The 13,275-nt window shown below is 56.1% G+C and carries 13 protein-coding genes; 9 read left to right on the top strand and 4 right to left on the bottom strand.

Annotated features, from left to right (window positions below; genetic code table 11):
* Positions 1 to 66 precede the first annotated feature (66 nt).
* Positions 67 to 1,035, top strand: coding sequence for an archaetidylserine decarboxylase (asd, locus tag EQV24_RS15795; RefSeq protein ID WP_013095278.1), 969 nt, complete (start codon positions 67 to 69; stop codon positions 1,033 to 1,035).
* 19 nt (positions 1,036 to 1,054) lie between these two features.
* Entirely contained in the window at positions 1,055 to 4,378 is a 3,324-nt protein-coding gene (mscM, locus tag EQV24_RS15790; protein ID WP_130626795.1) for a miniconductance mechanosensitive channel MscM, read from the top strand.
* Between the two features lie 43 nt (positions 4,379 to 4,421).
* On the opposite strand, the gene epmA is transcribed toward mscM, so the two are convergent.
* Positions 4,422 to 5,399, bottom strand: a complete 978-nt coding sequence (gene epmA / locus EQV24_RS15785; RefSeq protein WP_014830371.1) for an elongation factor P--(R)-beta-lysine ligase — start codon at positions 5,397 to 5,399, stop codon at positions 4,422 to 4,424.
* A gap of 309 nt (positions 5,400 to 5,708) precedes the next feature.
* Between epmA and frdA the strand changes: the two genes are divergently transcribed.
* Genes frdA through frdD form a run of 4 tightly spaced genes read left to right on the top strand, consistent with a single transcriptional unit; the run spans position 5,709 to position 9,002 of the window.
* Positions 5,709 to 7,499 carry a fumarate reductase (quinol) flavoprotein subunit gene (gene frdA / locus EQV24_RS15780; protein ID WP_013095275.1) on the top strand — a complete coding sequence of 597 codons (1,791 nt, stop codon included), beginning with the start codon at positions 5,709 to 5,711 and terminating at the stop codon, positions 7,497 to 7,499.
* Entirely contained in the window at positions 7,492 to 8,226 is a 735-nt protein-coding gene (gene frdB, locus EQV24_RS15775) for a fumarate reductase iron-sulfur protein (protein WP_013095274.1), read from the top strand. Before frdA ends, frdB begins: the two co-directional genes overlap by 8 nt.
* A 10-nt stretch (positions 8,227 to 8,236) precedes the next feature.
* Entirely contained in the window at positions 8,237 to 8,632 is a 396-nt protein-coding gene (gene frdC / locus EQV24_RS15770) for a fumarate reductase subunit FrdC (RefSeq protein WP_013095273.1), read from the top strand.
* Between the two features lie 10 nt (positions 8,633 to 8,642).
* Positions 8,643 to 9,002 carry a fumarate reductase subunit FrdD gene (gene frdD, locus EQV24_RS15765; RefSeq protein WP_130626794.1) on the top strand — a complete coding sequence of 120 codons (360 nt, stop codon included), beginning with the start codon at positions 8,643 to 8,645 and terminating at the stop codon, positions 9,000 to 9,002.
* Between the two features lie 29 nt (positions 9,003 to 9,031).
* On the opposite strand, the gene ampR is transcribed toward frdD, so the two are convergent.
* Positions 9,032 to 9,907: a LysR family transcriptional regulator AmpR gene (ampR, locus tag EQV24_RS15760; protein WP_130626793.1), complete on the bottom strand. Its 876-nt coding sequence runs from the start codon at positions 9,905 to 9,907 to the stop codon at positions 9,032 to 9,034.
* A gap of 132 nt (positions 9,908 to 10,039) precedes the next feature.
* On the opposite strand from ampR, the gene blaCMH reads away from it, so the two are divergent.
* Together blaCMH and EQV24_RS15750 are read left to right on the top strand one after the other, a co-directional pair.
* Positions 10,040 to 11,185, top strand: coding sequence for a CMH family class C beta-lactamase (blaCMH, locus tag EQV24_RS15755; protein ID WP_130626792.1), 1,146 nt, complete (start codon positions 10,040 to 10,042; stop codon positions 11,183 to 11,185).
* A 158-nt stretch (positions 11,186 to 11,343) separates the two neighbouring features.
* Positions 11,344 to 11,874 (top strand): lipocalin family protein, encoded by a 531-nt coding sequence (locus EQV24_RS15750; RefSeq protein ID WP_013095269.1) that lies wholly within the window; start codon positions 11,344 to 11,346, stop codon positions 11,872 to 11,874.
* Here EQV24_RS15750 and sugE read toward each other — a convergent pair.
* Positions 11,871 to 12,188, bottom strand: coding sequence for a quaternary ammonium compound efflux SMR transporter SugE (sugE, locus tag EQV24_RS15745; protein ID WP_013095268.1), 318 nt, complete (start codon positions 12,186 to 12,188; stop codon positions 11,871 to 11,873). The two genes, EQV24_RS15750 and sugE, sit on opposite strands and share 4 nt — an antisense overlap.
* A 262-nt stretch (positions 12,189 to 12,450) precedes the next feature.
* Between sugE and EQV24_RS15740 the strand changes: the two genes are divergently transcribed.
* Positions 12,451 to 13,050 carry a LuxR C-terminal-related transcriptional regulator gene (locus tag EQV24_RS15740; protein WP_045295574.1) on the top strand — a complete coding sequence of 200 codons (600 nt, stop codon included), beginning with the start codon at positions 12,451 to 12,453 and terminating at the stop codon, positions 13,048 to 13,050.
* A gap of 37 nt (positions 13,051 to 13,087) precedes the next feature.
* On the opposite strand, the gene ecnB is transcribed toward EQV24_RS15740, so the two are convergent.
* A complete protein-coding gene (gene ecnB / locus EQV24_RS15735) occupies positions 13,088 to 13,234 on the bottom strand; it encodes a lipoprotein toxin entericidin B (protein ID WP_003025482.1) in 147 nt (48 codons plus the stop codon).
* Between the last annotated feature and the right edge of the window lie 41 nt (positions 13,235 to 13,275).

Below are 13,275 nucleotides of genomic sequence, written 5' to 3'. Positions count from 1 at the left end.
CCTTTTTTCAGGTTCCGGCTGATTACAGCCGGATCAGGAACGACAAAAAATGGCCTGGAGGCTACCTTGTTAAACGCATTTAAACTTTCGCTTCAATACATTCTGCCAAAACTGTGGCTCACTCGCCTGGCGGGCTGGGGCGCGAGCAAACGAGCGGGCTGGCTGACCAAACTGGTCATCGACCTTTTCGTAAAATATTACAAGGTCGACATGAAAGAGGCGCAGAAGCCAGATACCGCCAGCTATCGCACCTTCAACGAATTCTTCGTGCGCCCACTGCGCGACGAAGTCCGCCCGGTTGATACCGATCCTAACGTGCTGGTCATGCCTGCGGATGGCGTGATTAGCCAGTTGGGTAACATCGAAGACGACAAAATCCTGCAGGCAAAAGGCCACAACTACAGCCTGGAAGCGCTGCTGGCGGGTAACTACCTGATGGCGGATCTGTTCCGCAACGGTACCTTCGCCACCACCTATCTCTCTCCGCGTGACTATCACCGCGTGCACATGCCGTGCAACGGGATCCTGCGTGAAATGATCTACGTGCCGGGCGATCTGTTCTCCGTGAACCACCTGACCGCGCAAAACGTTCCCAACCTGTTCGCGCGTAACGAACGCGTCATCTGCCTGTTTGATACTGAATTTGGCCCAATGGCGCAGATTCTGGTGGGTGCAACGATTGTCGGCAGCATCGAAACGGTCTGGGCTGGAACCATCACCCCACCACGTGAAGGCGTGATCAAACGCTGGACCTGGCCTGCCGGTGAAGAAGAAGGCGCAGTCGCTCTGCTGAAAGGCCAGGAGATGGGTCGCTTCAAGCTGGGTTCCACGGTTATCAACCTCTTTGCCCCTGGCAAAGTGAAGCTGGCTGAACAGCTCCAGAGCCTGTCAGTCACCAAACTCGGCCAGCCGCTGGCGGTCTCGACTGAACCTTTCGTGACGCCGGACGCAGAGCCTGCACCGCTCCCGGAAGAAGAGATCAAGGCCGAACTTGACGCCAGCCCGCTGGTTGACGACAAAAAAGACGAAGGCTAACAACAGAAGGAACGCTGACGTGCGCCCGATTATCGTACTACTGATGGCCTGGTGCCTCAGCATGGGGGCGTACGCAGCGACAGCCCCCGACGCAAAACAGATAACCCAGGAACTGGAGCAGGCGAAAGCGGCAAAACCCGCTCAGCCAGAGACCGTGGAGTCGCTCCAGTCTGCACTGAATGCGCTTGAGGAGCGGAAAGGCTCCCTCGAGCGCGCTCAGCAATATCAGCAGGTTATCGACAACTTCCCCAAACTCTCGCAAACGCTGCGCAATCAGTTGAGCAGTCTGCGCGATGAACCGCGCGATGTGCCTGCTGGCATGACCTCTGACGCGTTGAATCAGGAGATCCTGCAGGTTAGCAGTCAGCTTCTGGAAAAGAGTCGTCTGGCACAGCAGGAGCAGGAACGCGCACGTGAAATCGCCGACTCGCTGAGCCAGCTTCCGCAACAGCAAACCGATGCCCGCCGTCAGCTCAACGAGGTTGAGCGCCGTATCGGTACCCACACGGGTAACACACCGCAGAACCAGGCGCAAAATCTGTCGCTTCAGGCTGAATCAGCCAGACTTAAAGCACTGGTCGATGAACTGGAGCTGGCGCAGCTCTCGGCAAACAACCGCCAGGAGCTGTCACGGATGCGCTCCGAACTGGCGCAAAAGCAGAGCGAACAGCTCGATGCTTACCTGCAGGCTTTACGTAATCAACTTAACAGCCAGCGCCAGCGTGAAGCTGAGCGCGCGCTGGAAAGCACCGAGCTGCTGGCAGAAAACAGCGATAACCTGCCAGCGGGCATCGTTGACCAGTTTAAGGTTAACCGTGAGCTCTCTGCTGCACTGAATCAGCAGGCGCAGCGTATGGATCTGGTGGCGTCCCAGCAACGTCAGGCCACCAATCAAACCCTTCAGGTTCGCCAGGCGCTCAACACCCTGCGCGAGCAGTCTCAGTGGCTGGGCTCGTCCAACCTGCTGGGAGAGGCATTACGCGCCCAGGTTTCACGCCTGCCGGAGATGCCAAAACCGCAGCAGCTGGATACCGAGATGGCGCAGCTGCGTGTTCAACGCCTGCACTATGAAGACCTTCTCAATAAACAGCCGCAAATCCGCCAGATCCGTCAGGCCGATGGGCAGCCTCTCACCAGCGAGCAAAACCGTATTCTGGAAGCCCAGTTGCGGACCCAGCGCGAGCTGCTGAACTCCCTGTTACAGGGCGGGGATACGCTGATTCTGGAGCTGACCAAGCTGAAGGTCTCCAACAGTCAGCTGGAAGATGCGCTGAAAGAGGTGAACGAGGCAACGCACCGTTATCTCTTCTGGACCTCTGACGTGCGCCCAATGACCTTCTCATGGCCAATCGAGATCGTTCAGGATCTGCGCCGTTTGATCTCGCTGGATACCTTTAGCCAGCTTGGAAAAGCCAGCGTGATGATGCTCACCAGCAAAGAGACCATTTTTCCTCTTCTGGGCGCGTTGATTCTGGTGGGCTTTAGCATTTACTCACGCAGACACTTCACCCGCTTCCTGGAACGCTCCAGCGCCCGGGTGGGTAAGGTTACGCAGGATCACTTCTGGCTGACGCTGCGTACCGTGTTTTGGTCAATACTTGTCGCCTCGCCGCTGCCGGTCCTGTGGATGACGCTCGGTTATGGCCTGAGGGAGGCCTGGCCCTACCCGCTCGCGGTCGCCATTGGCGATGGCGTGACCGCTACCGTCCCCCTGCTGTGGGTAGTGATGATTTGCGCCACGTTTGCGCGACCGAATGGTCTGTTCATTGCTCACTTTGGCTGGCCGCGTAACCGCGTGGCGCGCGCCATGCGTTACTACCTGATGAGCATCGGGCTGATTGTGCCGCTGATTATGGCGCTGATCATGTTTGATAATCTCAATGACCGGGAGTTTTCGGGCTCGCTGGGCCGTCTCTGCTTTATGTTGATATGCGGTGCGCTGGCCATCGTCACGCTCAGCCTGAAACGGGCTGGTATACCGCTCTATCTGGATAAAACCGGCAGCGGCGACAACATGTTCAACCGCATGCTCTGGAACCTGCTGCTGTGCGCCCCCCTGGTTGCCATGCTGGCAGCGGCGGTGGGTTACCTGGCGACCTCGCAGGCACTGCTGGCGCGACTGGAAACCTCCGTTGCCATCTGGTTCCTGCTGCTGGTGATCTATCACGTCATCCGCCGGGGGATGTTGATCCAGCGACGCCGTCTGGCGTTTGACCGCGCCAAGCACCGTCGGGCAGAGATCCTCGCCCAGCGTGCGCGAGGCGAGGATGAGCCAAACCACGTCAACAGCACCGAAGGCACGATAGATGCGGACGAGGTTGAGCTGGATCTCGACGCAATCAGCACCCAGTCTCTGCGTCTGGTACGATCCATCCTGATGCTGATTGCGCTGCTGTCGGTGATCTTCCTGTGGTCAGAAATCCACTCCGCGTTTGGTTTCCTGGAGAACATCTCGCTGTGGGATGTGACGTCCACGGTGCAGGGTGTGGAGAGCCTGGAGCCCATAACCTTAGGTGCGGTGCTGATTGCCATTCTGGTGTTGATCATCACCACGCAGCTGGTGCGTAATTTCCCGGCACTGCTGGAGCTGGCGCTGTTGCAGCACCTGGATTTAACCCCCGGTACGGGCTATGCCATTACCACCATCACCAAATACCTGATTCTGCTCTTTGGCGGGATGGTTGGATTCTCCATGATTGGTATTGAGTGGTCTAAATTGCAGTGGCTGGTTGCCGCGCTGACGTTTGGTCTGGGCTTTGGCATGCAGGAGATTTTCGCTAACTTTGTGTCCGGCCTGATTATCCTGTTTGAAAAACCGATTCGTATTGGCGATACGGTGACGATCCGCGATCTGACAGGCAGCATCACCAAAATCAACACCCGCGCCACCACGATCAGCGACTGGGATCGCAAAGAGATCATCGTGCCCAACAAGGCGTTTATCACCGAGCAGTTTATCAACTGGTCGCTGTCAGACTCCGTCACGCGTGTGGTGCTGACGGTACCGGCGCCCTCGGATGCCAACAGTGAAGAGGTCACACAGATCCTCTACACCGCCGCCGAACGCTGCACGCTGGTCCTTGATAACCCGGCGCCGGAAGTGTTCCTGGTCGATCTCCAGCAAGGTATCCAGATTTTCGAATTGCGTATTTACGCCGCCGAAATGGGGCACCGTATGCCGCTGCGCCATGAGATCCACCAGCTGATTCTGGCTGGCTTCCGTGAGCACGGTATTGATATGCCGTTCCCACCGTTCCAGATGCGTCTGGAAAGCCTGGACGGACTTAAGACAGGAAAAACATTAACCTCTGCGGCGCGTAAACGCCCGGCGGGGAGTTTGTAAGCCAGCCAGTACCCCCTCTCCCATGGGAGAGGGGGTACTGCCGTCAGGCTCGATCGACGGTAAAAGCAATCACATCACCCAGCTGTTCCGCGCCCAGCGCCAGCATCACCAGACGATCCACACCCAACGCCACGCCAGAACAATCCGGCAGACCCGCTTTCAGGGCCTCCAGCAGGTTAGTATCAATTGGCTGCTGCGGCAGACCGCGCGCGGCGCGCTTGCGGTTATCCTGCTCAAAACGCTGCTGCTGTTCGCGGGCGTCGGTCAGTTCATGGAAGCCATTCGCCAGCTCAATGCCCTTGTAATAGACCTCAAAACGCTCCGCCACGCGGTGATCTTCAGTGCTGATCTGCGCCAGAGAAGCCTGGCTTGCCGGGAAGTGGTAGACGAAAGTCGGACGATCTTTGCCAATCTGCGGTTCAACCCCAAAGGTGAAGAGCAGTTGCAGCAGCGTGTCGCGATCTTCTTCAGTATCCGCCACGTTGCTCAGATCCAGTTTTGCCGCGACTTCGCGCAGCTGGGTTTTGTCCGCTGACAGTGGATCAATTTCCAGATAACGCTGGAAAGCCTGCTGATAAGAGAGCGTTTCCGCTTCTGAGCAGTCGAGAACCTGCTGCAGCAGATCGTCCACCTCGTTCATCAGGCGGTACATATCGTAATGTGGACGGTACCACTCCAGCATGGTGAATTCCGGATTATGGTGACGCCCCATCTCTTCATTACGGAAGCTGCGGCACAACTGATACACCGGGCCACATCCTGCCGCCAGCAGGCGTTTCATGTGGTATTCCGGGCTGGTCATCAGCCAGAGGTTCATGCCCTGTGAATGGCCGGGGCCAACAAAACGGGTTTCAAACGGCACCAGATGAATATCCGTTACCGTAGCCTGACTCATGCACGGCGTTTCCACCTCAAGGACCCCGCGGTCGGCAAAGAAGCGGCGAATCTCCGCCATAATTGCAGCGCGTTTCAGCAGATTGGGGATGGATGCGCTCGGCTGCCAGGTGGCCGTTTCGCTCATGGGTAATTCTCCGATTTCAGACAAGGGCACGAAGTCTACTCGTTAGCACGGACAGAGACAAATTTTGCGCAATAAAAATCGCATTTCATTTAGGGCAACTATCACGTGACGAAATTCATCATTCACGATGATAAATCACCGCACAGAACAGCAAAAAAATCGAACACGTCAAATTTCCCTGCCGTTCGCGCGGTTATACTTCTTTACCCATAAAGGAGCAGTGGAAACGCTTTCGCAATCGTCCTTGCGGACAGGTGGGCTACCTTTAGTTTATCGCGTTGCGAAATAACAAAAATCTGGAGGAATGTCGTGCAAACTTTTCAAGCCGATCTTGCCGTAATAGGCGCTGGCGGAGCGGGATTACGTGCTGCGATTGCTGCAGCACAGGCTAATCCCAACGCTAAAATCGCACTGATTTCAAAAGTCTATCCGATGCGCAGCCACACGGTTGCCGCAGAAGGAGGATCCGCCGCCGTTGCGCAGGATCATGACAGCTTCGAATACCATTTCCACGACACGGTTGCAGGGGGCGACTGGCTTTGCGAACAGGATGTCGTTGACTACTTTGTACATCACTGTCCAACGGAGATGACCCAGCTTGAACAGTGGGGCTGCCCGTGGAGCCGCCGTCCGGACGGCAGCGTCAACGTTCGTCGCTTCGGCGGAATGAAAATTGAACGCACCTGGTTTGCCGCTGATAAGACCGGCTTCCACATGCTGCACACCCTGTTCCAGACCTCCCTTCAGTTCCCACAAATCCAGCGTTTTGACGAACATTTTGTCCTCGATATTCTGGTCGATGACGGTCACGCGCGTGGTCTGGTGGCGATGAACATGATGGAAGGCACGCTCGTGCAGATCCGCGCTAACGCGGTAGTGATGGCAACGGGCGGCGCGGGCCGGGTTTATCGCTACAACACCAACGGCGGCATCGTCACCGGTGACGGTATGGGCATGGCGCTCAGCCACGGCGTACCGCTGCGCGATATGGAATTTGTCCAGTATCACCCTACCGGCCTGCCGGGTTCCGGCATTCTGATGACGGAAGGTTGCCGCGGCGAAGGCGGTATTCTGGTCAACAAGAATGGGTACCGTTATCTGCAGGATTACGGCATGGGCCCGGAAACGCCGCTCGGTGAGCCGAAAAACAAATACATGGAGCTCGGCCCGCGCGACAAAGTGTCTCAGGCCTTCTGGCATGAGTGGCGCAAAGGCAACACGATCTCCACGCCGCGTGGCGATGTGGTCTACCTCGATCTGCGTCACCTCGGCGAGAAGAAACTGCTGGAACGTCTGCCGTTCATTTGCGAGCTGGCAAAAGCCTACGTGGGTGTCGACCCGGTGAAAGAGCCGATTCCGGTACGCCCAACAGCGCATTACACCATGGGTGGGATCGAAACCGACCAGCAGTGTGAAACGCGCATCAAAGGGTTGTTCGCCGTCGGCGAATGCTCCTCTGTCGGCCTGCACGGTGCCAACCGTCTCGGGTCAAACTCGCTGGCGGAGCTGGTTGTCTTTGGCCGCATGGCGGGCGAACGCGCGATGGAGCGTGCCGCAACGGCGGGCGAAGCCAACGGCGCAGCACTGGATGCGCAGGTCGCTGACGTAGAGAAACGGCTGAAGGATCTGGTCAACCAGGAAGGCAACGAAAACTGGTCGAAAATCCGCGACGAAATGGGCATGTCGATGGAAGAGGGCTGCGGTATCTACCGTACACCAGAGCTGATGCAGAAAACTGTCGATAAGCTGGCGGAACTGCAGGAGCGTTTCAAACGTGTGCGCATCACCGACACCTCCAGCGTGTTCAACACCGACCTGCTTTATACCATCGAGCTCGGTCACGGCCTGAACGTCGCGGAATGTATGGCGCACTCTGCGCTGGCGCGCAAAGAGTCACGCGGGGCGCATCAGCGTCTTGATGAGGGCTGCACCGAGCGTGACGACGTCAATTTCCTGAAACACACCCTCGCCTGGCGCGACGCGGATGGCACCACTCGTCTGGACTACAGCGACGTGAAGATCACAACGCTGCCACCGGCTAAACGCGTTTACGGCGCAGAAGCAGAAGCCGCCGAGAAGAAGGAGAAGGCGAATGGCTGAGATGCAAACACTGAAAGTTGAAGTGGTGCGCTACAACCCGGAAGTGGACACCGCGCCACACAGCGCTTTCTATGAAGTGCCTTATGACGAGCAAACCTCTCTGCTGGATGCGCTCGGCTATATCAAGGATAACCTGGCACCGGACCTGAGCTACCGCTGGTCCTGCCGCATGGCCATCTGCGGCTCCTGCGGCATGATGGTGAACAAAGTACCGAAACTGGCCTGTAAAACCTTCCTGCGTGATTACACCAAAGGCATCAAGGTTGAAGCGCTGGGCAACTTCCCGATTGAGCGCGATCTGGTGGTCGATATGACCCACTTTATCGAAAGCCTGGAAGCCATTAAGCCGTACATCATTGGCAACCCGCGCACGCCGGATCAGGGACCGAATACCCAGACACCCGCCCAGATGGCGAAATACCATCAGTTCTCCGGGTGCATCAACTGCGGTCTTTGCTACGCCGCGTGTCCACAGTTTGGCCTGAACCCTGAGTTCATCGGCCCGGCGGCGATCACGCTGGCGCACCGCTACAACGAGGATAGCCGCGACCACGGTAAAAAAGAACGTATGCCGCAGCTTAACAGCCAGAACGGCGTCTGGAGCTGTACTTTTGTGGGCTACTGCTCCGAAGTCTGTCCGAAGCACGTCGACCCGGCCGCCGCTATTCAGCAGGGTAAAGTGGAAAGCTCGAAAGACTTTCTTATTGCCACCCTGAAACCACGCTAAGGAGTGCATGATGACGACTAAACGCAAAGCCTACGTGCGGCCGATGCCGTCCACCTGGTGGAAGAAACTGCCGTTTTATCGCTTCTATATGCTGCGTGAAGGCACTGCGGTGCCTGCGGTCTGGTTCAGCCTTGAACTGATGTATGGCGTCTTTGCCCTCAAACATGGTCCTGAAACCTGGGCCAGTTTTGTCGGGTTCCTGCAAAACCCGATCATCGTGATCCTGAACCTGATTGTGCTCGCAGCCGCCCTGCTTCATACCAAAACCTGGTTTGAACTGGCGCCAAAAGCGGCGAATATTATCGTAAAAGGCGAGAAAATGGGGCCAGAGCCGGTCATTAAAGGGCTTTGGGCAGTGACGGCAGTGGTCTCTGTGGTCATTCTGTTTGTCGCACTGTTCTGGTAAGGAGACTATTGTGATCAATCCAAATCCAAAACGTTCAGACGAGCCGGTCTTCTGGGGCCTCTTTGGCGCAGGCGGCATGTGGAGTGCCATCATTGCGCCTGTCATTATCCTGCTGGTCGGCATTATGCTGCCGCTGGGGCTGTTCCCCGGTGATGCGCTGAGCTATGAGCGCATCCTGGCATTTGCAGGTAGTTTTATTGGTCGGGTATTCATCTTCCTGATGATTGTCCTGCCGCTGTGGTGCGGCCTGCACCGTATCCATCATGCGATGCATGATCTGAAGATCCACGTACCGAGCGGTAAATGGGTGTTCTACGGTCTGGCAACTATCCTGACCGTGGTAACACTGATTGCCGTAGTCACTATCTGACACACCAGGCCCGCCCTCCGGCGGGCCTGTTATTTCTGCATCTTCCCCACCAGCCACTGAGCAAATTCACGCATTGCCGGGGTTTGGGCGCGTGACTGCAGCCGCGTTATCCAGTAACTGCCAAGATCAATCTGCGTCGTAAACGGCTGCACAATGCGCTCGCTGTTCAGCAGATGGGTAAACATATCGACAGGGGCGATAGCAATGCCAGTGCCTGCCTGTGCGGCCTCCAGCATAGTGACCGACGAATCAAACACCATCACCCGATGCGTGGGTGAAGGCGGGTTTTCTCCGGCGGCCTGCATCCAGGCTGTCCACTCATCGCGCCGGTAAGAGCGCAGCAGGGTAAACTTCAGGATATCGGCAGGGGTGTGCAGCGCGGCTGCAATGTCCGGCGTGCAAAGTGGTGCCAGCGGCGCTGAACAGAGGAACGTCGCCTCCGTGCCGTGCCACGCTCCCCCACCGTAGCGAATGGTGTAATCAAGCCCCTCAGCTGCCGGATCGACGCGATTGTTGTGCGTGGAAAGCTGAAGATCGATATGCGGATAACTGCGACGGAAATCATCCAGCTGTGAAAATAACACCCCAGTGGCAAAGGTCCCCACCACGCCAATTTTCAGCTTCTCCTGCGCTCGATGGTTAGCAAAGCGATCCAGCATGCCTGCGATACGATCGAAGGAGTCATTCAGCACCGGCAGCAGATTCTCGCCTTCGGTGGTTAACATCAACCCGCGCGAAACGCGGACAAACAGCTGGCAGTTAAGGTGTTGCTCCAGCGCCTTCACGTGCTGGCTAATCGCGGAATGGGTCACATTCAGCTCAATCGCGGCATGAGTAAAACTGAGGTGCCTGGCGGCGGCTTCGAACGCCCGAAGCGAATTAAGAGGGAGATAGCTGCGTGTCATGGTCCCTTCCGTTAGAAAAATTAACAGCTAATGCTAAATTTAACCGTTTGTCAGCCTCAGTCAAATCACCCAGACTACGAACGTCTGACGGGCCCGGACATCCCCTTGACTCGCTATTACGGAAGATAACTGATGATGAAAAAATCCCTAAGCTGCGCGCTGCTGCTCAGCGTTGCCTGCTCTGCTTTTGCCGCGCCGATGTCAGAAAAACAGCTGGCAGACGTCGTGGAACGTACCGTTACGCCCCTGATGAAGGCGCAGGCCATACCCGGTATGGCCGTGGCCGTCATTTATCAGGGCCAGCCACACTATTTTACTTTCGGTAAAGCAGACGTTGCGGCGAATAAGCCCGTCACGCCGCAAACCTTATTTGAGCTGGGCTCCGTCAGCAAAACCTTCACCGGCGTGCTGGGTGGCGATGCCATTGCCCGCAAAGAGATTTCGCTGGCCGACCCGGTCACGAAATATTGGCCTGAATTGACGGGCAAGCAGTGGCAAGGCATTCGCCTGCTAGACCTGGCAACCTATACCGCAGGCGGATTGCCGTTGCAGGTACCGGATGATGTCACCGATAACGCCTCTCTGCTGCGTTTCTACCAGTCCTGGCAGCCAAAGTGGGCCCCGGGTACCACGCGTCTGTACGCCAACACCAGCATCGGCCTGTTTGGCTCACTGGCCGTTAAACCGTCCGGCATGCGCTTCGAGCAGGCCATGGCGGAGCGGGTCTTTAAGCCCCTGAAACTCAACCATACGTGGATAAACGTTCCACACGCTGAAGAGCCGCACTACGCATGGGGTTATCGTGAGGGAAAAGCGGTCCACGTTTCGCCTGGTATGCTGGATGCAGAAGCCTATGGCGTGAAATCTAACGTCAAAGATATGGCGAGCTGGGTGATGGCCAATATGGCACCTGAGACACTCCCGCAGTCCACTCTGCAGCAGGGTATTACGCTGGCGCAGTCTCGCTACTGGCGCGTGGGTGCCATGTATCAAGGGTTAGGCTGGGAGATGCTCAACTGGCCGGTCGACGCCAAAACCGTGGTGGATGGCAGCGACAATAAGGTCGCACTGGCGCCGTTGCCGGTCGCAGAAGTGAATCCTCCGGCTCCGCCAGTAAAAGCCTCCTGGGTGCATAAAACGGGCTCTACGGGTGGGTTTGGCAGCTACGTGGCGTTTATTCCTGAAAAGCAGATCGGTATTGTGATGCTCGCAAATAAAAGTTATCCGAACCCGGTACGGGTGGAAACGGCTTACCGTATTCTCGAGACGCTACAGTAAACCTTTGCCGGGTGGTGGCTTCGCCTTACCCGGCCTACAAAATTTACGCGTTGTGTAGGCCGGGTAAGCGCAGCGCCACCCGGCGAAACACGCTGCACAATCTTCCGCAATTTCCCTGCTGTCATCTACACTTAACAAAAAACAGTAAGGAAACTCCTATGCGCATTCTGCCTGTTATCGCCGCGGTGACAGCCGCGTTTTTAGTGGTTGCCTGCAGTTCCCCTACCCCTCCCTCCGGCGTCACTGTTGTAAGTAATTTCGACGCTCAACGTTTCCTCGGAACCTGGTATGAAATCGCCCGGCTCGACCATCGGTTTGAACGGGGGTTAGAGAAAGTCACAGCACATTACAGTTCGATGGACGACGGGGGTATTCAGGTGATCAACCGTGGATACAATCCGGATCGGCAGATGTGGCAACAGTCGACGGGAAAAGCGTACTTTACCGGCGACCCGCGCCGGGCCGCGCTAAAAGTCTCGTTCTTTGGCCCGTTCTATGGCGGGTACAATGTCATCGCCCTCGACAGAGAGTACCGACATGCGCTGGTCTGCGGGCCGGATCGCGACTATTTATGGATACTCTCCCGCACGCCAACCATTTCGTCAGAGATGAAACAGCAGATGCTGGACGTTGCGACCCGGCAAGGGTTTGATGTGTCAAAACTCATCTGGGTAGAACAACCGCATTAGTGGGCGCTGAGTTTCAGCCCAATAATACCGCACACAATCAACGCGAGGCTGGCGATACGCGCCAGACTCGCCGACTCTCCCAGCAGCAAAATCCCGGTAATCGCCGCGCCCACTGCACCAATGCCCGTCCAGACAGCATAGGCCGTCCCCACCGGCAAAGAGCGCATCGCCCAGGAGAGCAGCACAATACTCACAATCATGGCGGTAACGGTAATCACGCTGGGTGTCAGGCGGGTAAATCCGTGGGTGTACTTCAGACCAATTGCCCAAACCACTTCGAGCAGACCGGCGATAACAAGAATAATCCAGGACATTTCAGGCTCCTTAACTTAACTGCAAGTTGGGGCCGTCCCCGGTGAACGAAACGCTTACGGGTCGTCCCGTAAGGCATAGATTAGGTCACTTATTTTGGTTAACGAACGATTTTTTTTCAATCCCTTTGTGCTGAACCTGTTAAGGCAAGAAATAGCCTCAGTATGGCGCGTAGTTCAGGCATTTATCACTCATCCGACTTCTCTATCATGATGTGCTTTCTGATGGCAGGAAGCCAAACCACTAGCCGACTGCGAATCTATTATGTTCAAAATTCTTTTGATTGACCGATGTCACTTCACCCGCGCGGGGTTTGAAGCATGGCTCAATCATTCCGGTTTGTTTCCCGGGCACTTCGTCGTGACCGGGCTGAATAATCTCATCCTCGCCAGAGAGCATATTCTGCAGTGGGATCCGTCGGTGGTTATCGCCGATCTGCACGGCTTTATGCAGGACATTCACCATTTCCAGCAGCTTTCTTCCCTGCTGAACGCCAGTGAAAAAGTGCCTTTCATTTTGCTGCAGTCGGGGGAAGATAAAGAGATGGCAGGCTTTCTGTCCCAATTTCCGATATGGGCTTCGCTTACCAAAAATGCCGGACTGGAGACGCTGGCGACGGTCATCAACGACGCCCTGACGACTCGCGCAAGCGTTGAGATCCCTGCGGTCGCAGCCCCCCTGTTGACTCGCCAGGAGGAGAAGGTGTTGACGCTGTGGATGGATGGCGCAAGCAATCAGAAGATTGCCACTCACCTGAGTATCAATGGAAAAACGGTCTATACCTATAAGCGAAATATCCGCATGAAATTGCATATGGATACGCGCTTTTCCCCGTTTTTATCTTTGCAGGAATCAGAAAACTGACGGTACGAAACCCGTCCGGGCCCGTACCGTTTTTAAATTACTGCTGAGCTTTTGTTGCCGCGCCGGAGATTGCACTACCGCCTTCAGAAATGTCCTGACCAACGCCGCGCGTGGTATTACAGGCCGTTAATACTGAAGAAAGTACCAGAACTGAAAAGATCGCTGCAATTGTCTTCTTAACCATAATATCTTCCTTTTATAGCCAGAGTTGTTTTGTGTATAGCA

It is taken from the genome of Enterobacter sp. A8 (genome assembly GCF_004296595.1).
Classification (GTDB): domain Bacteria; phylum Pseudomonadota; class Gammaproteobacteria; order Enterobacterales; family Enterobacteriaceae; genus Enterobacter; species Enterobacter cloacae.
The sequence above is the reverse complement of the archived record's forward strand: the minus strand, read 5'-3'. Positions and strand labels throughout refer to the sequence as shown.

Coding starts and splice junctions, on each gene's coding strand:
- epmA (WP_014830371.1), bottom strand. CDS start 5,399: ATGAGCGAAACGGCCACCTGGCAGCCGAGCGCATCCATCCCCAATCTG.
- frdB (WP_013095274.1), top strand. CDS start 7,492: ATGGCTGAGATGCAAACACTGAAAGTTGAAGTGGTGCGCTACAACCCG.
- frdC (WP_013095273.1), top strand. CDS start 8,237: ATGACGACTAAACGCAAAGCCTACGTGCGGCCGATGCCGTCCACCTGG.
- ampR (WP_130626793.1), bottom strand. CDS start 9,907: ATGACACGCAGCTATCTCCCTCTTAATTCGCTTCGGGCGTTCGAAGCC.
- blaCMH (WP_130626792.1), top strand. CDS start 10,040: ATGATGAAAAAATCCCTAAGCTGCGCGCTGCTGCTCAGCGTTGCCTGC.
- EQV24_RS15750 (WP_013095269.1), top strand. CDS start 11,344: ATGCGCATTCTGCCTGTTATCGCCGCGGTGACAGCCGCGTTTTTAGTG.
- sugE (WP_013095268.1), bottom strand. CDS start 12,188: ATGTCCTGGATTATTCTTGTTATCGCCGGTCTGCTCGAAGTGGTTTGG.
- EQV24_RS15740 (WP_045295574.1), top strand. CDS start 12,451: ATGTTCAAAATTCTTTTGATTGACCGATGTCACTTCACCCGCGCGGGG.
- ecnB (WP_003025482.1), bottom strand. CDS start 13,234: ATGGTTAAGAAGACAATTGCAGCGATCTTTTCAGTTCTGGTACTTTCT.